This window comes from Methylibium sp., assembly GCF_013817345.1.
In the GTDB taxonomy this organism is placed as follows: domain Bacteria; phylum Pseudomonadota; class Gammaproteobacteria; order Burkholderiales; family Burkholderiaceae_C; genus Methylibium.
Window position 1 is genome coordinate 1 of sequence record NZ_JACDCW010000018.1, and the last position, 17,433, is coordinate 17,433.

General features: G+C 67.4%; 17 protein-coding genes. 5 read left to right on the plus strand and 12 right to left on the minus strand.

The window, feature by feature from the left end; genetic code table 11:
* The 5 genes from H0W40_RS05180 to H0W40_RS05200 all read left to right on the plus strand — a co-directional run.
* On the plus strand, nucleotides 1–1,129 hold a 1,129-nt coding region (locus H0W40_RS05180), incomplete at its 5' end, for a sigma-54-dependent Fis family transcriptional regulator (protein ID WP_292443907.1).
* Complete coding sequence (ampD, locus tag H0W40_RS05185; protein ID WP_292443909.1) at nucleotides 1,126–1,719, plus strand: 1,6-anhydro-N-acetylmuramyl-L-alanine amidase AmpD; 594 nt, start codon at nucleotides 1,126–1,128, stop codon at nucleotides 1,717–1,719. The genes H0W40_RS05180 and ampD, both read left to right, overlap by 4 nt.
* 505 nt (nucleotides 1,720–2,224) lie before the next feature.
* Entirely contained in the window at nucleotides 2,225–5,179 is a 2,955-nt protein-coding gene (locus tag H0W40_RS05190) for a ribonucleoside-diphosphate reductase subunit alpha (RefSeq protein WP_292443910.1), read from the plus strand.
* Nucleotides 5,180–5,408: 229 nt separating this feature from the next.
* Nucleotides 5,409–6,626, plus strand: a complete 1,218-nt coding sequence (locus H0W40_RS05195) for a ribonucleotide-diphosphate reductase subunit beta (protein WP_292443911.1) — start codon at nucleotides 5,409–5,411, stop codon at nucleotides 6,624–6,626.
* Between the two features lie 217 nt (nucleotides 6,627–6,843).
* Complete coding sequence (locus tag H0W40_RS05200; RefSeq protein ID WP_292443913.1) at nucleotides 6,844–7,353, plus strand: histone H1-like DNA-binding protein; 510 nt, start codon at nucleotides 6,844–6,846, stop codon at nucleotides 7,351–7,353.
* Nucleotides 7,354–7,448: 95 nt separating this feature from the next.
* Here the strand turns inward: H0W40_RS05200 and H0W40_RS05205 are convergent, their stop codons facing one another.
* The 12 genes from H0W40_RS05205 to H0W40_RS05260 form a co-directional block, all read right to left on the minus strand.
* Entirely contained in the window at nucleotides 7,449–7,793 is a 345-nt protein-coding gene (locus tag H0W40_RS05205; RefSeq protein WP_292443914.1) for a hypothetical protein, read from the minus strand.
* Nucleotides 7,794–7,952: 159 nt separating this feature from the next.
* Complete coding sequence (locus tag H0W40_RS05210) at nucleotides 7,953–8,861, minus strand: carbohydrate kinase family protein (RefSeq protein WP_292443915.1); 909 nt, start codon at nucleotides 8,859–8,861, stop codon at nucleotides 7,953–7,955.
* Nucleotides 8,862–8,936: 75 nt separating this feature from the next.
* Nucleotides 8,937–10,091, minus strand: a complete 1,155-nt coding sequence (locus H0W40_RS05215) for a zinc-ribbon and DUF3426 domain-containing protein (protein ID WP_292443916.1) — start codon at nucleotides 10,089–10,091, stop codon at nucleotides 8,937–8,939.
* A gap of 32 nt (nucleotides 10,092–10,123) precedes the next feature.
* Nucleotides 10,124–11,044, minus strand: a complete 921-nt coding sequence (gene prmA / locus H0W40_RS05220) for a 50S ribosomal protein L11 methyltransferase (protein WP_292443918.1) — start codon at nucleotides 11,042–11,044, stop codon at nucleotides 10,124–10,126.
* A 96-nt stretch (nucleotides 11,045–11,140) separates the two neighbouring features.
* On the minus strand, nucleotides 11,141–12,490 hold the full coding sequence (gene accC / locus H0W40_RS05225; protein WP_292443920.1) for an acetyl-CoA carboxylase biotin carboxylase subunit: 1,350 nt from the start codon (nucleotides 12,488–12,490) through the stop codon (nucleotides 11,141–11,143).
* A 13-nt stretch (nucleotides 12,491–12,503) separates the two neighbouring features.
* Complete coding sequence (accB, locus tag H0W40_RS05230) at nucleotides 12,504–12,953, minus strand: acetyl-CoA carboxylase biotin carboxyl carrier protein (RefSeq protein WP_292443922.1); 450 nt, start codon at nucleotides 12,951–12,953, stop codon at nucleotides 12,504–12,506.
* Nucleotides 12,954–13,037: 84 nt separating this feature from the next.
* Nucleotides 13,038–13,487 (minus strand): type II 3-dehydroquinate dehydratase, encoded by a 450-nt coding sequence (aroQ, locus tag H0W40_RS05235; RefSeq protein ID WP_292443924.1) that lies wholly within the window; start codon nucleotides 13,485–13,487, stop codon nucleotides 13,038–13,040.
* Between the two features lie 104 nt (nucleotides 13,488–13,591).
* Entirely contained in the window at nucleotides 13,592–14,128 is a 537-nt protein-coding gene (locus H0W40_RS05240) for a TlpA disulfide reductase family protein (RefSeq protein WP_292443927.1), read from the minus strand.
* Entirely contained in the window at nucleotides 14,125–14,739 is a 615-nt protein-coding gene (locus H0W40_RS05245; protein ID WP_292443929.1) for a hypothetical protein, read from the minus strand. The genes H0W40_RS05240 and H0W40_RS05245 overlap by 4 nt, the downstream gene beginning before the upstream one ends.
* Nucleotides 14,740–14,773: 34 nt before the next feature.
* The gene (locus tag H0W40_RS05250; protein ID WP_292443931.1) at nucleotides 14,774–15,553 is read right to left on the minus strand and encodes a transglycosylase domain-containing protein; all 780 of its coding nucleotides are present in this window, start codon (nucleotides 15,551–15,553) and stop codon (nucleotides 14,774–14,776) included.
* A complete protein-coding gene (gene aroE, locus H0W40_RS05255; protein ID WP_292443933.1) occupies nucleotides 15,550–16,467 on the minus strand; it encodes a shikimate dehydrogenase in 918 nt (305 codons plus the stop codon). Before aroE ends, H0W40_RS05250 begins: the two co-directional genes overlap by 4 nt.
* 70 nt (nucleotides 16,468–16,537) lie before the next feature.
* Nucleotides 16,538–17,428: an energy transducer TonB gene (locus H0W40_RS05260; RefSeq protein ID WP_292443934.1), complete on the minus strand. Its 891-nt coding sequence runs from the start codon at nucleotides 17,426–17,428 to the stop codon at nucleotides 16,538–16,540.
* Nucleotides 17,429–17,433 lie beyond the last annotated feature (5 nt).

The window sequence follows — 17,433 nt, forward strand, 5'->3', positions numbered from 1 at the left end:
GCCGGCGACCGCCGCAGCGGCGCCGCGCGGTGCGCTCGCCCGCATGGCGGGGAATTCGGCAGCCATGGAGCAAGTGCGCGCCCTAATCGAGAAGGTGGCGCGCAGCATGGCGCCGGTGCTGGTGCAGGGCGAGTCGGGCACCGGCAAGGAGCTGGTCGCGCGCGCCATCCACGACGTGAGCGTGCGCCGGGCGCAGCCCTTCATCGCGGTCAACTGCGGCGCGATTCCCGAGCAGTTGCTCGAGGCCGAGTTCTTCGGCTACCGCAAGGGTGCCTTCACCGGCGCCAACGAAGACCGCGACGGCTTCTTCCAGGCGGCGCGCGGTGGCACGCTGTTCCTCGACGAGATCGGCGACCTGCCGCTGTCGATGCAGAGCAAGCTGCTGCGTTCGATCCAGGAGCGTTCGGTGCGCCCGGTCGGCGCCACGCAGGAGTTGCCGCTGGACGTGCGCATCGTCAGCGCGACGCACAAGAACCTTGCCGCCGAGGTGCAGGCCGGGGGCTTCCGCCAGGATCTTTACTACCGGCTCAATGTGATCCAGATTCGCGTGCCGGCGCTGCGCGAGCGGCTCGAGGATCTGCCGGCGATCTGCCAGCAGGTGCTCGAGCGCATTGCCGCCGATGCGGGCGTCGGCCCGCCGCCGCAGCTGACGCGCGAGGCGCTGGCCTATTTGATGCGCTATCCCTTCGGCGGCAATGTGCGTGAGCTCGAGAACCTGCTGCACCGTGCGGTGGCGTTGTCCGACGGCGAAGCGATCGACGTGGCCGACCTTGGTTTGCCGGAGTCGGTCTTCGGTGATATCGACAGGGGCGAGTCCGTGGCGCTCGAGCCCGAGCCGCCGGTGAATCAGGCGCCCGAGGCGCCGACACCGGCGCTGCCGGCACCCTTGCCCGGCGACCTGGCCGTCTACCTCGATGGGGTGGAGCGCGACATCCTCATCCGCGCACTAGAGCGCTACCGCTTCAACCGCACGGCGGCCGGTGCCAGCCTGGGCTTGTCGCTTCGCCAGATGCGCTACCGCATGGCGCGCCTGGGCGTGCAGGTGGCCGAGCACGGTTTCGCGGTGGAGCCGCTCGTCGAGTCCGCCGACGTCGACGACGCGCAGCGTCGCAGCCGCGAGGGCGCGTGAGCGGCGTGGCGACGGACTGGCAGCACGGTTGGTGGTCCGGTGCACGCCGCATCGATTCGCCCAACCACGGCCCGAGGCCGCACGGCACAGGGGTCACCCTGGCGCTGATCCACTCGATCAGCCTGCCGCCCGGCGTGTACGGCGGTGACGAGATCGAGCGCCTGTTCACCAACCGCCTCGACTGGAGCGCACACCCGTACTTCGAGCAGATCCGCGGCTTCGAGGTGTCTTCGCATTTCGTGATCCGCCGCGACGGCGAATCGCTGCAATTCGTTTCGGTCCGTGACCGGGCCTGGCATGCCGGGAGGTCGGTCTGGCGGGGCCGCGAAAACTGCAACGACTACTCGGTGGGTATCGAGCTCGAAGGCTTGGAAGGCGAGTCCTTCGAGGCGGCGCAGTATGCGAGCCTCGTGCAACTGCTGAAGGCGCTTGCGACCGAGCTGCCCCTGACTGAAGTGGTCGGCCATGAGCACGTCGCGCCAGGGCGCAAGTGCGATCCCGGCGCGGGCTTCGACTGGAAGCGCCTGCAAACGCAGACCGGCTGGGTCGAGCGATTTTTCCCCGCTGCGTTCGCGTCGCCGGCGGCTTGAGTCACGCTGCAGCAAGCGGGTTCGACGCTCGCGGCAGCGCCGCAAAAGCGCAGTGATCTCTAGCAATCGAGGGCCGGTGCCGGCCGCTTTTCCTACGCCGCTTTTCGCCGCGTGTGAACTCCGTGTAAAACACTACCGCTAGCGCTTGTGGCTCCAGGAAACGCTAGATATAGTGTCCCGAGATGCTATTCTTCAACGCCTGATTCAAGCGCTTGCGCACTGGTTCGTTGTGCAAGAAGCCCTCGTGAAAAGCCCTCCTGTGCTTTCCTCCACGAAAGTGCGCCGCAGCTTGCGGCGCGGCGCTCGCCAAGCGGCTACGGCACGGCGTGCGGCTGCAAATCCCTTGCGGCTGGCACAGCGTGCGGCCTATTCGAGACACGGCCCCTGCATCTGCTAGACCTTACCTTTTGCCAGCCAGATCCGCGTTGCCTCGCAGCGCCTCGCATCGTCTGCGCTTATCGCCCGATCCATGTTCCACCCCGACAAGAACCGAAAGGCATTCCTCATGCAAACAGTCAGCTCCAGCGCTTCCCCGTCGCCTTCCGTCGGTGGCACCGGCTCGGGTGCCGGCACCAGCCCTGCGTCCGGCGTGCGGCCGCTGGCAGGCGGCAATTCCGCCTACGCCGGCTACCAGATCATTCGCCGCAACGGCGCGGTGGTGTCGTTCGAGCCGAACAAGATCGCGGTCGCGCTGATGAAGGCTTTCCTGGCGGTGCACGGCACGCAGGGCGCGGCCTCGGCCAGCGTGCGTGAAACGGTCGACGCGCTGACCGAGTCGGTGGTGCGCGCGATGCTCCGTTCGCGGCCCAGCGGCGGCAGCTTTCACATCGAAGACATCCAGGACGCGGTCGAACTGGGCTTGATGCGCGGCGGCCACCACGAGGTGGCGCGCGCCTACGTGCTGTACCGCGAGCGCCGCGCGCAGGAGCGCAGCAAGCAGGGCGAGCTGCCGGTGGCCGCTGCGAGCGCCCTGCACGTGCTCGACCGCGGACAGCGCGTGCCGCTCGACATGGGCCGGCTCGCCGCGCTGGTCGAGTCGGCCTGCGCCGGCCTCGGCGCCGAAGTGCGCTCCGCGCCGATCCTGGCCGAGACGCAGCGCAACCTGTATGACGGCGTGCCGATCGACGAGGTCTACAAGGCGGCGATCCTGGCCGCGCGCACGCTGATCGAGAAAGATCCGGCGTACACGCGCGCCACCGCGCGGCTGCTGCTGCACACCATCCGTCGCGAGATTCTCGGCGGCGAGGTCCTGCAGGAAGAAATGACCGAGCGCTACGCCGAGTACTTCCCCGACTTCATCAAGAAGGGCGTGCAGGCCGAACTGCTCGACGAACGCCTGCAGCAGTACGACCTCAAGCGCCTGGGCGCAGCGCTGCAACCCGAGCGCGACCTGCAGTTCGACTACCTCGGCCTGCAGACCCTCTACGACCGCTACTTCCTGCACCTGCACAAGGCGCGCATCGAACTGCCGCAGGCCTTCTTCATGCGCGTGGCCATGGGTCTGGCACTGGGCGAGATCGACCGCGAGGCGCGCGCGATCGAGTTCTACGAGGTGCTGTCGCGCTTCGACTTCATGTCGAGCACGCCCACGCTGTTCAACGCCGGCACCCGCCGCTCGCAGTTGTCGAGCTGCTACCTGACTACGGTGGCCGACGACCTCGACGGTATCTACGAAGCCATCAAGGAAAACGCGCTGCTTTCCAAGTTTGCCGGCGGCCTGGGCAACGACTGGACACCGGTGCGCGCGCTGGGTAGCCACATCAAGGGCACCAACGGCGAAAGCCAGGGGGTCGTGCCTTTCCTGAAGGTGGTCAACGACACGGCGGTCGCGGTCAACCAGGGCGGCAAGCGCAAGGGCGCGGTCTGCGCCTACCTCGAGACCTGGCACCTCGACATCGAGGAGTTCCTCGACCTGCGCAAGAACACCGGCGACGACCGGCGTCGCACGCCGGACATGAACACCGCCAACTGGATCCCCGACCTGTTCATGAAGCGGGTGCTGGAAAACGGCAACTGGACCCTGTTCTCGCCGGCCAACTGCCCGGACCTGCACGACAAGTTCGGCAGCGCCTTCGAGCAGGCCTACACCGCCTACGAAGACAAGGCCGCCCGCGGTGAGATCAAGCTCTTCAAGACGCTGCGCGCCTCGGACCTGTGGCGCAAGATGCTCTCGATGCTGTTCGAGACCGGCCATCCCTGGATCACCTTCAAGGACCCCTGCAACGTGCGCTCGCCGCAGCAGCACGTGGGCGTGGTGCATTCATCCAACCTGTGCACCGAGATCACGCTCAACACCAATGCCAGCGAGATCGCGGTGTGCAACCTCGGCTCGGTGAACCTGGCGCAACACCTCGTGCAGGGTGCTGACGGCATGGAGATCGACCACGCCAAGCTGAAGAAGACCGTCGCGACCGCGATGCGCATGCTCGACAACGTGATCGACATCAACTACTACGCAGTCAAGAAGGCGCGCGACTCCAACCTGCGCCACCGCCCGGTCGGCCTGGGCGTGATGGGTTTCCAGGACAGCCTCTACCAACTGCGCATCCCCTACGCCTCGCAGGCCGCGGTGGACTACGCCGATCGCTCGATGGAGGCGGTGTGCTACTACGCCTACTGGGCTTCGACCGAGATGGCGCAGGAACGCGGCCGCTATTCCAGCTACACCGGCTCGCTGTGGGACCGCGGCATCCTGCCGATCGACTCGCTCGACATGCTGGCCAAGGAGCGCGGCACGCTCGCGGGGCAGGACGCCACCTTGGTGGAGGTCGACCGCTCGAGCACGCTCGACTGGGACCTGCTGCGCGAGCGCATCAAGTCGCACGGCATGCGCAACTCGAACTGCGTAGCGATCGCGCCCACGGCGACCATCTCCAACATCATCGGCGTGGATGCTTCCATCGAGCCCTCGTTCTCCAACCTGTCGGTCAAGAACAACCTGTCGGGCGACTTCACGATAATCAACGAGTACCTGGTGCGCGACCTCAAGCAGCAGGGCTTGTGGGACGACGTGATGGTGATGGACCTCAAGCACTTCGACGGTTCGTTGCGCCGCATCGACCGCGTCTCCGAAGAGCTGAAGTCGCTGTACGCCACAGCCTTCGAGGTCGAGCCGAAGTGGCTGGTCGAAGCTGCGGCACGGCGCCAGAAGTGGATCGATCAGGCGCAGTCGCTCAACATCTACATGGCCGGCGCCTCGGGCAAGAAGCTCGACGACACCTACAAGCTCGCCTGGCAGCGCGGTCTCAAGACCACCTACTACCTGCGCACGATGGGTGCGACGCATGCCGAGAAATCCACGGTGAAATCGGGTCAGCTCAACGCGGTGTCGAGCGGCGCGGGCACGAGCGGCAGTGCTGCGATGTCGGGCGCCGAGCCGGCGCAGTTCGAGGCTGCAGTGCCTGCAACCGACATGAAGGTATGTCTGATCGACAACCCCGACTGCGAGGCTTGTCAGTGACCCGATGCGCGGCGCGTTGCGCGTTGCAGTCCGAGTGCGAGGCAGTGCTGCACATGCATGCGCCGCACTGCGCCGCGCACGTCTTGCAACGAACGCACGACGATGCATCGCGTGCACGCAGCAACGACGTTTGCGATGCGACACCGCAACAACTTCATCGCCGCAATGTCAACTAGTGCTTTGTGTTTGAACACAACACTCCGATAATTCCATCCACAGGAAACACACCATGCTGGTCTGGGAAGACGACGCTCGCTCCACTGCTGTTGCTGATGCCGCGCACAGCCATTCGCCCTCATCGCCGCGCGATGCCCGGGCCACACAAACGTCACCCCTGAATTCCGTGCCGTCGTCCGATTCGGGCGCTGCCGTGTTCGACGCGCCGCCGCCTTCGAAGAGCGAGGCCACAGCGAAGCCGATCGAAAAAGCGCGCCGCGTCAACGCGGCCGACAAACGCATCATCAACGGCCAGACCGATGTGAATCAGCTGGTGCCGTTCAAGTACAAGTGGGCCTGGGAAAAGTACCTCGCCACCTGCGCCAATCACTGGATGCCGCAGGAGGTCAACATGTCTCGCGACATCGCGACCTGGCGCGACCCGAACGGCCTCACGCCGGACGAGCGGCGCATCGTCACGCGCAACCTCGGCTTCTTCGTGACCGCCGATTCGCTGGCCGCCAACAACATCGTGCTGGGCACCTACCGCCACATCACCGCGCCCGAATGCCGCCAGTTCCTCCTGCGCCAGGCCTTCGAGGAGGCGATCCACACGCACGCCTACCAGTACATCGTCGAGTCGCTCGGCATCGACGAGGCGGAGATCTTCAACGCCTACCACGAGGTCGCGTCGATCCGCGACAAGGACGAGTTCCTGATCCCCTTCATCGAGGCGATCATGGACCCGCACTTCCACACCGGCACGCCCGAGAACGACCGCACGCTGCTCAAGAGCCTGATCGTCTTCGCCTGCCTGATGGAGGGCCTGTTCTTCTACGTCGGCTTTACGCAGATCCTCGCGCTCGGCCGACAGAACAAGATGACCGGTGCTTCCACGCAGTACCAGTACATCCTGCGCGACGAGTCGATGCACTGCAACTTCGGCATCGACCTCATCAACCAGATCAAGCTCGAGAACCCCGGCCTGTGGACACCGCAGTTCAAGGCCGAGATCAAGGCCCTGTTCCTCAAGGCCATCGAGCTCGAGTACCGCTATGCCGAAGACACCATGCCGCGCGGCGTGCTCGGCATGAACGCATCCATGTTCAAGGGCTATCTGCGCTACATCGCGAACCGGCGCGCCACGCAGATCGGCCTGGAGGAGCTCTTCCCGAACGAGGAAAACCCGTTCCCGTGGATGAGCGAAATGATCGACCTGAAGAAGGAGACCAATTTCTTCGAGGGCCGCGTCACCGAGTACCAGTCGGGCGGCGCGCTCTCGTGGGACTGAATCGCCTTTCGCGGCCCGCCGCGCAGGGCATGACGAAGGAATAGATAACAACGAATCAAGATTTGTGGGTGAGGCGACAGACGCGAAAAGCGCAGCGCATTGCCCACGACCTCATTCACTGCACCGGAGCGTCTCTCCAAGGCAGCCCCATGGGCAGTGAATCTCCGTGCCGCTCGAGCGGTGCGGTGTTCTTGCAACTTGATCAAGGAGAATCGTGATGGCAACTGCGAAGAAGGCTGCGGCCAAGAAGGCCCCGGCGAAAAAGGTTCCCGCCAAGAAGGCGGCTGTGAAGAAGGCCCCTGCGAAGAAGGCAGCGGCGAAGAAGGCTCCGGCCAGAAAAGCCCCGGCGAAAAAGGCCGCGGTGAAGAAGGTCGCCGCCAAGAAGGCCCCTGCGAAGAAGGCAGCGGCCAAGAAGGCTCCGGCGAAGAAGGCTGCAGCCAAGAAGGTTGCGCGCAAGGCACCGGCGAAAAAGGCCGCTGCCAAGAAGGCTCCCGCGAAGAAAGCGGCAGCTAAAAAGGCGCCTGCGAAGAAAGCGGCTGCCAAGAAGGCGCCTGCCAAGAAGGCTGCGGCCAAGCGGCCGGCTGCCAAGAAAGCAGCGAAGAAGCCGGCTGCGAAGAAGGCTGCGTCGGCGCCCGCCGCGCCTGCTGCCAAGCCAGCGGCTCCGGCCGCCAAGACCACGCTCAGTCCGCAAGCGGCTTGGCCTTTCCCCACGGGCACCAAGCCCTGAGGAACGACGGTCTTCGAGTTCGAGAACCCGGCTGCGGCCGGGTTTTTTAATTTACGAGTGCAGGAGTCGCTGCAAGACCGGGCCAACGCATACCGTTAGAGCGGCTGCGTGTCGGCAAAGCCGTGCGACGGCAGCCGCGACGGCCTTGACTGGTCCAGACTCAGGTCGAGCGCCGCCCGGCGCGATCTGGCCGCGGCTGCGGCGTCGCGTGCGCTGCACTCCAGTTCACTGAGCGGCGGGCGGGCAACCAGTTCCTTTTGCAACTGCGCGATCTGGCGGCGCGCCTGGCCCACATGCTGAGTGGCCGCTTCTCGCGTCTTGTCGAGCCGTTGCTGGAGCACGCCGAGCTTGCGCCCGTACCACCACATGCTGCCCCACCACGTGAACGCCACCAGCGCCAGCGCGGTGCAGATCAGGAGCAGCCAGGTGATCGCGTTCATCGGCAAGGGTCTCGGCGAGCGCCGACGCGGTCCTCGCTCGGCTTGTTGCCGAAGATAGCAAGGGCCGCGGCATGCCGGCGTGAAATCCGCCTCAGCCTGCGGAGGGAACAAGCGCAGGTGTCGTTGCTGGCGTGCAGTCGAGCACGTTGTGGTGCAGGTTCAAAGGCCGAGCGCGGCGCGATCGATCACGTGATTCTGGGGTCCGGGGCTCGCGATCTTGATGGCACCGACGCGGTTGCCGAGTTCTGCGCAACGCGAAAGCGGCCAGCCGCGCTCCAGGCCATAGAGCAGCGCGCCGCGAAAGGCGTCGCCGCAGCCGGTGGGGTCGACCACGGCATTCGCGGCAACGCCGGCGACACGTTGCACGCGGCCTTGTTCCCAGATTTCGCAGCCGTCGGCGCCGAGCGTGACGACAAGGCCGCGCAGGTGCGAACGCGAGAGTTCTTCGAGGCTCGAGCCGGTGCGATCACACAGCATGCGCGCCTCGTAGTCGTTGAGTGCAACCCAGGTGGCCTGCTCGACGAAACGACGCAGCTCGGCACCATCGAACATCGGCAGGCCCTGCCCCGGATCGAACACGAAAGGAATGCCGGCGGCGGCGAGCTGCTGCGCATGCTGGAGCATCGCATCACGGCCGTCGGGCGCCACGATCGCAAGCGCAAGATCGCGGCGCGCCGGTACCACGGCGCGCTCGGCGAACTGCATCGCGCCCGGGTGGAAGGCGGTGATCTGGTTGTTGTCCTGGTCGGTGATGATGATCGCCTGCGCGGTGTAGCTGTCCTCGATGCGGCTCACGTGTTCGGTGCTCACGCCCCAGCCGCGCAGCCGCTCGAGGTAGCCGTCGCCGTCGCCCGCACCGAGGGCGGCCAGCACCACCGGCTCGCCGCCCAACGCACGCAGCGTGTAGGCGATGTTGCCGGCGCAGCCGCCGAACTCGCGCTTGAGCGTGGGCACCAGAAATGACACGTTCAGGATGTGAATCTGCTCGGGCAGGATCTGCTGCGCGAAGCGGCCCGGGAAGGTCGTGATGGTGTCGAAAGCGAGCGAACCGCAGATCAGGGCTGGCATGGTGAAACAACTCCGCTTGAAATCGAAGGAAAGCGAGGACGCCACCGCAGGCAGCGACCGTCGAAGAAGAAAACCTCAGGGATAAAACAGTTCGACGGTGTAGCCGCTGACCCGCGCATCGCCGGTGCTCAGCAGCGCCTGCCACTGAGTCTCGGTTCCGGGTGCGAGCGCCTGGGTTGCGGCGACCGCGCCCCCGCCACCGACGCGAAAGTCGCTCGGCAGCAAGGCGCGCCGCGCGATCAAAGCTCCGCTGCCGTCGGTCAGCCCCAACTCGATCGCCGGCGGGGCCACCGCCACCGGGCCGCGGTTGTTCAGGCTCAAACTCAGTCGGTAGGCCGAACTGCCTTCGACCTGGGTGAGGCCGCTCGCTTCAACGGTCAGCGCCGCAAGCTGGCGCAGCGGCCCGACGTTGCAGCCCATCACGTCGCACAAGGCTTCGAGCGCGGGCCTTGCGTCCGGCCGGTAGGCGGCGATCGTGTCCCGAAACTGTACGGCGACCTGCACCGACAGCACGCCCAGCAGCAGGAGCCCGGCGACAACGAGCGAGGCTCGCACCCGGGGGCGCTGCCAGCGCGCGGCGTCCTCGGCCTGACGCACGAAACCCGGCGCGACGCCGGGCGGCAGCTCATAAAGCACCGACGTGCTCGGCCCGGGGCTAGCGAACGTGTCGTTGGTCGAGGCTTCGAACAGCGAGTTGATCTTTTCGCGCTCTCGCTGTTCGCGGCGTTCGCGCCAGCGCTGCCGCTGCGAAACACGCGGCTGTGTCGGCGTCGCTTGGGCCGGCTCCGGGGCCGGTGCGCCGGCGCCATCGTCGAGTGCGGCATCGAGCGGAAACTCGCTCGGAAAACGCGCATCGGCGAAATCCGGATGCTCCGAATCGGCGTCGTCGCCCGAGGCGTCGCCGGGCAAGGGCTTCGAGAAGAAGCGCGACTCGATCGCGTCGTCTTCATGGGTCGCCGGCACTTCGGCCTGAGCCGAAGGTCCGAGCGGCGGATGCTGGCTGGCGATGAACTCTTCGACGGCGCGCGCTGCCACCTCGGTCGCGCTCGGCGCGGCGGCACGGATCAGCCGCTGCGGAGGCGCCTCGCGCTCCAGGTCGAACAGGCTCTCGAGCGCATTGAAAACCTCCTGGCAGCGGCCGCAGCGCACCCAGCCTTCGGAGACCTTGAGTTGGTCCTGCACGACGCGGAAGATCGTGCCGCAGGCGGTGCAGCGGGTCGCGAGGCTCATGCGCAAGATGATGCCATCAGCACCTTGCCGCCTCAGTCACGGTCGGCTGCTGCGCGCTGCGCCGTCATGAGGATCCAGCCATCGTCCGAAGCCACCACTTCCAGGCGCAGCAGCGGTGCATAGGCCGTCTGAAGCTCTTCGGCCTGACGCTCCAGGATGCCGGCGAGCACCAAGTGGCCTCCCGGCGCCACGTGCGCCGACAACAGCGGCGCGAGCAGCTTGAGCGGCGTGGCGAGGATGTTCGCCAGCACCAGCGGATAGGCACCGCGGGCGGCTCCGGCCAGCTCCGGCAGCCCGACATTGATCCAGGGCACGCCGTTGGCCTGTGCGTTATCGCGCGTCGATTGCACGGCGGCGGGGTCGATGTCCACCGCGTCGATCGGCCCGGCGCCGAACAAGGCCGCGCCGATGGCGAGGATGCCCGAGCCGCAACCGTAGTCGAGCACGCGCGCGCCGCGCAGGGCGTCGGCATGCTCGGCGATCCAGCGCAGGCACATGCGTGTGGTCGGATGGGTGCCGGTGCCGAAAGCTAGGCCTGGGTCCAGGCGCAGCACCTGCGTGGCGGCGGCCGGCGCCGCATGCCAGGACGGCACGATCCAGAAGCCGGGCGTGATTGCAACCGGCGCGAATTGCGACTGCGTGAGCCGCACCCAGTCCTGATCGGCCACCGGACGGATCGCCTGGACCTGCACGCCATCGGCCCACTCCTGTGCCAGCAGCAGGGCGGCGGCAGCGGTCGCCGCGGCGTCGTCGGTGAAGAGCGCCGCGAGCCGCGATCGCTGCCAGCCTTCCTTCGGCGCCGGCAGGCCGGGCTCGCCGAACAGCGCGTCCTCGGCCGGAGTGTCGGCATCGGCGTCTTCCACCGAAACGCTGAGCGCGTCGAGCTCCATGACCAGGGCGTCGGACAAGCGCTCGACCTGAGTTTCCTCGGCCAGCAACAGCAGCTCGACCATGATCCCTTCAGCGCCCGCCGGGCTGCGGGGACACCGGGGCTGCAAGCGTTCGAGGCACGCGGTACCGAGGCGCGGCCCCTTGCACGGCACGGCCCATCACCGCTTGCGCTGGTTCATCCAGCCTTCGAGGTAATGGATGCTGGTGCCGCCATCCATGAACTTGGCGTCGACCATCAGCTCGCGGTGCAGCGGCACGTTGGTGAGGATGCCTTCGATCACCGTCTCGCGCAGGGCGGTGCGCATGCGCGCGAGGGCCTGCTCGCGGGTGTCGCCGTGGCAAATGATCTTGCCGATCATCGAGTCGTAGTGCGGCGGCACGAAGTAGTTGCTGTAGGCGTGAGAGTCGACGCGCACGCCCGGTCCGCCCGGCGGGTGCCAGGTGGTGATGCGCCCGGGAGAGGGCGTGTACTTGTACGGATCCTCGGCGTTCACCCGGCATTCGATCGCGTGGCCGCGCATGGCGATCTGGCGCTGGGTGAACGGCAGCTTCTCGCCGGCCGCCACGCGGATCTGCATCTGCACGATATCGATGCCGGTGACGAGTTCGGTGACCGGGTGCTCGACCTGCACCCGCGTGTTCATCTCGATGAAGTAGAACTCGCCGTCCTCAAAGAGGAATTCGAAGGTGCCTGCGCCGCGGTAGCCGATCTTCTTGCAGGCCGCCACGCAGCGCTCGCCGATGCGCTCGATGATGCGGCGCGCGATGCCGGGCGCCGGCGCTTCTTCGATGATCTTCTGGTGGCGGCGCTGCATCGAGCAGTCGCGCTCCCCGAGCCAGACCGCGTTGCGGTGCGTGTCGGCCAGCACCTGGATTTCGATGTGGCGCGGGTTCTCGAGAAACTTCTCCATGTAGACCGACGGGTTGCCGAAGGCCGCCCCCGCCTCGGCGCGGGTGGTCAGCACCGCATGGAGAAGCGCCGCCTCGGTGTGCACCACGCGCATGCCGCGCCCGCCGCCGCCGCCGGACGCCTTGATGATGACCGGGTAGCCGATGGCGCGCGCCTGGCGCGTGATCTCCTTCGGGTCGTCGGGCAGCGCGTTCTCGGAGCCCGGCACGCAGGGCACGCCGGAGCGGATCATGGCCTGCTTGGCCGAGACTTTGTCGCCCATCGTGCGAATCGCCTCGGGCGTCGGGCCGATGAAGACAAAGCCGCTTTGCTGCACGCGCTCGGCGAAGTCGGCGTTCTCCGACAGGAAGCCGTAGCCGGGGTGAATGGCTTCGGCGTCGGTCACCTCGGCGGCCGAGATGATGGCCGGCATGTTGAGGTAACTCAGGGCGGAAGCCGCTGGGCCGATGCACACCGATTCGTCGGCCAGCTTGACGTATTTGGCGTCGCGGTCGGCCTCGGAATAAACAATGACGGCGCGCACGCCGAGTTCGCGGCAGGCCCGCTGGATGCGCAGGGCGATCTCGCCGCGGTTGGCGATCAGGATTTTCTTGAACATCGAGAGCTTGGCCTTACTCGATGATGTAGAGCGGCTGGCCGAATTCGACCGCTTGACCGTTCTGGCACAGGATTTGAGTGACGGTGCCCGACTTGTCGGCCTCGATCTCGTTCATGATCTTCATCGCCTCGATGATGCAGATCGGCTCGCCTTCCTTGATCTGGCCGCCGATCTCGACGAAGGGCTTGGCGCCCGGGCTGGCCGAGCGGTAGAAGGTGCCGACCATGGGCGACTTGACGGTGTGGCCGCTGATCACCGGCTCGGCGGCGGGGGCGACGGCCTGCGGTGTAGCGGGCGCAGCGGCAGCAACCGGCGCTGCAGCCCCGACCGGCGCGACCGGATGCGCGGACGGCGGCGGGCTCTTGACGATGCGGACCTTGCCGTCGGCTTCGGTGATCTCGAGTTCGGAGACGTTGGACTCCGACACCAGGTCGATCAGTGTCTTGAGTTTGCGCAGGTCCATGGGCTTGCCTCTCTCCAGCAGAAGTCTTGTGGTTGAACGAAAACGTGGCAGCGGGCGCCGGCATGGCCGGCAATGCGCCGCCGGTCAGGCGCGAGGGCCTTGCCCGAATTGCTCGAGCGCGAACTCGAGCGCCAGCCGGTAGCCCGCCGGGCCCAGACCGACGATGACGCCTTCGGCCAGGTCCGAGAAATACGATTGGCGGCGAAAGGCTTCACGTCGGTACACGTTGGACAGATGCACTTCGACGAAAGGAATCGCCACCGCGGCCATGGCGTCGCGCAAGGCCACGCTGGTGTGGGTGCAGGCCGCCGGGTTGATGAGGATGAAGTCGCAGCCTTCGCTGCGCGCCGCCTGCACCCGGTCGACCAGCGCACCCTCGTGGTTGCTTTGGAAACTCTCGATCTGCGCGCCGGCCTGCTGAGCTCGGTCCATCAGCGTCGCATCGATTTCGGCCAAAGTCGTGCTGCCGTAAACCGCGGTTTCGCGGCTGCCGAGCAGGTTGAGATTGGGTCCGTGAAGAACGAGGATGCGCATTCAGGCGGGTCGAGATGCCGGCAGATCGGCCAGCGAAGGGGCGACTTTACGCGCGAATGGAGCAGAAAGCGAGATTTGCTGCTGCCGGGAGTTCCGCACAGCGGCTAGCCGGCCCCTTGCGCCCAGCCCGCCAGTTCGGCGTAGCTGGTTTCGCCCAGTTTGCGCTGTGCGACGTGGCCGTCGGCATCAAACGCAACGCTGAAGGGCAGGCCGCCGCGCTCGTTGCCGAGTCGGCGTACCAGGGCCGTGCCTTCCAGGCCGGCCAGGCCGATCGGAAAACCCAGATTCATGCGCGCGAGGAACTCGCGCACGGGCGTCGGCCCGTCGATCGCCAAGCCGACCACTTGCCAGCCACGGGCACCGAAATCGCGGTGGAAGCGATCGATCTCCGGCAGTTCACGCACGCAGGGCGCGCACCAGGTCGCCCAGAAGTTCACCAGCAGGGGACGACCCCTCAGGCTGCTCATGTCCAGGCGACCGCCTTGCGGCGTCTCGAAGGACTGGGCCCAGAAAGCTTCGACCGCCGGGTCGGGCGCATGCCGGCGCAGCGATAACCACACGCCGCCGAGCAGCGCCGCCCCGGCCGCGCCGCCGGTCAGCAGGCGCCGCCGCCGCGAAGAGACGGGTCCATGGGTCGTCATGCTTCAGTTTCCATCAGCCGACGCAGCGCAGCGGCGTCGCCGCGCTGAGCCCGACCCTGGGCATCGGGCTTGAGCGCGCCGCGCAGGTCGTCGTGGTCGAGGATGCTCAGATGGACGGTGACCGTCTCGCCGAGCGCGACGCTCCGCTCGGCCAGGCTGAGAACGTCGACCGTGCGCCCCTGCGGGCCGCGGACGCTGCCCACGTCGTAGGGCACGCCGGTGCCTAGCAGCGCGATCTCGGCCGACTTGGAATCATCGCAGTAGAGCTGCAAATGCACATCGTTCAGGCGTGTGGCGGTGCCACGCCAGACGGCGCCGGTCGCGTAAGGCCGGAATTCGGCCAAGCGCTCCATCCAGTGCAATGCCACCCGGCGCAGCGCCGCGAGCTCGCCGGGCTGAGTTTCAGCGCAGAACAGCGCCAGGTAGCTGCGGACCTCGGCCTCGAGCAGGTCGTTGTCGGGCAGCTCAGCCTTGCGGGACGCGACCTGCAGGCCGCGCTTGCCTAGCAGCTTGAGCGCGCGCTGCTTGGCCGGGCCGTACTCGAGGCCTTCTTCGACCACCAGCCGGGCGGCGGTGGCGGCAATTTCGAGGGTGACGGTGGAAGACGGCATGCTGGAGAAGACCCCCGCAAGGCGGGGCGGTTCATCAGGGCAGTTCGACATCGCTCATGCGAGCCACGATCGTGGCGGCTCGGCCGCTCACATAGGCCGAGCCGGGTCGTTTCTCGAAGCGCTTGGGCGCCGGCAGCATCACCGCCAGCCGGGCTGCCTGGGTGGCGCCGAGCCGATCCGCATCGGTACGGTAGTAGCGCCTCGCGGCGGCCTGCGCGCCGAAGACACCTTCGCCCCATTCGACGTTGTTCAAGTAGATCTCGAGGATGCGCTCCTTGCCGAGCAGCAGTTCGAGCCAGGTCGCCAGCACGAACTCCTGACCCTTGCGCGCCAGACTGCGCTCGCTCGAGAGCAGCAGGTTCTTCGCGAGCTGCTGGGTGATGGTCGAGCCGCCGACGATGCGCGGCGCGGATGCCGGGCGCGCCGTCACCTTCCGACCGCTCGCGGCGAGACGCGACTGCCGCGCTTCGGCTTGTTCGCGAACGCGCTCTGCACGCGCCTGGGCGCGCTCGTTGCGCTCCCAGGCGCGCTCGATCGCTTCCCAGTCGATGCCGGCGTGGTCGGTGAAGCTGGCGTCTTCCGACGCGATGACCGCGCGCTTGAGCGTGGCCGCGATGCGCTCGTACGGGCGCCATTCCTGGCTCCAGGACAGAGGTTGCGGCTCGGCAAGCAGCCGCCGAAGCTCCGTGCGCTGAAAGGCGGTGGATTGGGGGTCGAGAACCAGCATGACCGCAATGCGCAGCACGAACACCAACTGCAGCGCCACGGCGCTGAGCAGGAGCAGGAGAAGGGCGCGGACCAGCGTCTTCTTCATGGCCGCCCCGCCGCCAGTGCGTCGCGAAGTTCAGCCAGCACCTCGGCCGTCGGCGGGCGCACGCCGCGCCAGAACAGAAACGACTCCGCCGCCTGCTCGACCAGCATGCCCAAGCCGTCCCGTCCCTGCGCGCCGCCTTCGCGGGCCCAGACCAGGAAGGCGTCGGCTGCGGGCCCGTACATCATGTCCAGCGCCAAGCACCCGCGGCGCAGCACGCGGCCGGAAACGGGCACCGGCGCGCCCTGCAGGCTGGCGGCGCTGGCGTTGACGACGATGTCGAAGCCGCTGCCGGCGGCATCCAGCGTGCTGTCGGCCAGCTCGACGCCATGCTGCGCCGCCAGCGCCGCGTGACGCAATACCAGCGCTTGCGCGCGCTGCGGCGAACGGTTGGCCAGCACCAGGCGGCGCGGCCCGGCCTCGATCAGCGGCCCGAGCACGCCGGCTGCGGCTCCGCCAGCGCCGATGAGCAGCAAGCTGGCACCGGCCAGCGCCACGCCGGCATGGACGGTGATGTCGGCCACCAGGCCGGCGCCGTCGGTGTTGTCGGCCTGCCAGCCGCCTGTCTCCGGGGGATCGAACCGCAGCGTGTTGGCCGCCTGGGCCAGGGCGGCGCGGGGCGTGAGGCGCTGCGCGAGCCCGGCGGCCTCGAACTTGAAGGGCACGGTGACGTTGCAGCCGCGCGCCGGCCCCGGCGCAGCGAGGGGCGACGCGGCCGCAGCCGTGTCGATTGCCTCCTGGCCGGCGCTGAAGGCGCGCACCGTCTCCGCGAAGCGGTCGAGCGGACAGCTCAGGCGGCCATAGCTCAGCGCCTCGCCCGTCAGCTCGGCGAAACGGGCATGGATGAAAGGAGAGCGGCTGTGCTCCACCGGGTTGCCCGCCACCGCATAGCGGTCGCGCTTACCTGCGCCGCTCATCGAGCCCCCGAGACGCTTTGCGTCGTCCCTTCGAAGCGGGGCGAGCGCCGTGGGAGCGGCCCCGTGCCGCTCATGGCTGCGACGGCGCCAAGACGCGCGTTTCCAGGCCGTCTTCACGGGTGAAGCGAAAGCGCGACACCACCACGATCTGGTCGGCCTGCCCGCGCATCGCTGCGCTGAAGGGCCCGAAAGGCGAAGCCGCCCGCACGATGGCGACGGCGCGGCGGTCGAGCGAACGCTGGCCGGAGCTCTGCACCACCTCGGTCTCGAGCACTTGGCCGGCCGCGTCGACGGTGACCATCATGGTCAGCTCGCCGTACAGCTTCTTGCCCTTTTCCTCGGGGAAATTCTGGGTGCCGCGCTCCTCGATCTTGCGGCGCAGCACGTCGTAATAGATCGCGTACACCGCCTCGCTGGTCGCGGGGCTGATGTAGCGTTTCTTCGGGCGCGCGTTCTCTTCGTTGATGCGCTTTTCGATCTCGGCGAGCATGCGCAGCAACTGCCGGCGCTGGTCGGCGGCGGCGCGTGCGTCGGGGTTGCCCTGGTCGCGTTGCGGGTCGGGTGGTGGCAACAGCGCGAGTTCGCGGCGAATCTGCGCGAGCAACTGCGTTTGCTGCTCATGCAGGGTCTGGATCTTCTTGCTCGCGTCTTCGAGCGAATCGCCGACCTCGGTGAGCGCCGAGGGCGGCAGCGGCGATGTCGCACGGCCGGCCTTGGCCTCGCCGCCGCCGGCCAACGCGGCCTGTGCAATCGCCTGCGCCTTGAGCGGCGGCTCGGTGGAGCGCGCGTTGACGAGGATCACCTCCAGCGGCGTGTCCTCGAACACGCGGTTGAAGGCCTCCGGGTCGACGAAACGCACCGTCAGCAGCGCGGCATGCAGTCCGAACGAGATCAGCAGCGCGATCTGCAGCGTGGTGAGCTGGGTCAGGCGCTGCTTCAGGCGGGCTCGGGAAAGGTCCATGCGGG

Excerpts from the sequence above, each read along its gene's own strand:
- H0W40_RS05190 (WP_292443910.1), top strand. The coding sequence starts at position 2,225 with ATGCAAACAGTCAGCTCCAGCGCTTCCCCGTCGCCTTCCGTCGGTGGC.
- H0W40_RS05195 (WP_292443911.1), top strand. The coding sequence starts at position 5,409 with ATGCTGGTCTGGGAAGACGACGCTCGCTCCACTGCTGTTGCTGATGCC.
- H0W40_RS05200 (WP_292443913.1), top strand. The coding sequence starts at position 6,844 with ATGGCAACTGCGAAGAAGGCTGCGGCCAAGAAGGCCCCGGCGAAAAAG.
- H0W40_RS05205 (WP_292443914.1), bottom strand. The coding sequence starts at position 7,793 with ATGAACGCGATCACCTGGCTGCTCCTGATCTGCACCGCGCTGGCGCTG.
- H0W40_RS05210 (WP_292443915.1), bottom strand. The coding sequence starts at position 8,861 with ATGCCAGCCCTGATCTGCGGTTCGCTCGCTTTCGACACCATCACGACC.
- H0W40_RS05215 (WP_292443916.1), bottom strand. The coding sequence starts at position 10,091 with ATGAGCCTCGCGACCCGCTGCACCGCCTGCGGCACGATCTTCCGCGTC.
- prmA (WP_292443918.1), bottom strand. The coding sequence starts at position 11,044 with ATGGTCGAGCTGCTGTTGCTGGCCGAGGAAACTCAGGTCGAGCGCTTG.
- accC (WP_292443920.1), bottom strand. The coding sequence starts at position 12,490 with ATGTTCAAGAAAATCCTGATCGCCAACCGCGGCGAGATCGCCCTGCGC.
- accB (WP_292443922.1), bottom strand. The coding sequence starts at position 12,953 with ATGGACCTGCGCAAACTCAAGACACTGATCGACCTGGTGTCGGAGTCC.
- aroQ (WP_292443924.1), bottom strand. The coding sequence starts at position 13,487 with ATGCGCATCCTCGTTCTTCACGGACCCAATCTCAACCTGCTCGGCAGC.
- H0W40_RS05240 (WP_292443927.1), bottom strand. The coding sequence starts at position 14,128 with ATGACGACCCATGGACCCGTCTCTTCGCGGCGGCGGCGCCTGCTGACC.
- H0W40_RS05245 (WP_292443929.1), bottom strand. The coding sequence starts at position 14,739 with ATGCCGTCTTCCACCGTCACCCTCGAAATTGCCGCCACCGCCGCCCGG.
- H0W40_RS05250 (WP_292443931.1), bottom strand. The coding sequence starts at position 15,553 with ATGAAGAAGACGCTGGTCCGCGCCCTTCTCCTGCTCCTGCTCAGCGCC.
- aroE (WP_292443933.1), bottom strand. The coding sequence starts at position 16,467 with ATGAGCGGCGCAGGTAAGCGCGACCGCTATGCGGTGGCGGGCAACCCG.
- H0W40_RS05260 (WP_292443934.1), bottom strand. The coding sequence starts at position 17,428 with ATGGACCTTTCCCGAGCCCGCCTGAAGCAGCGCCTGACCCAGCTCACC.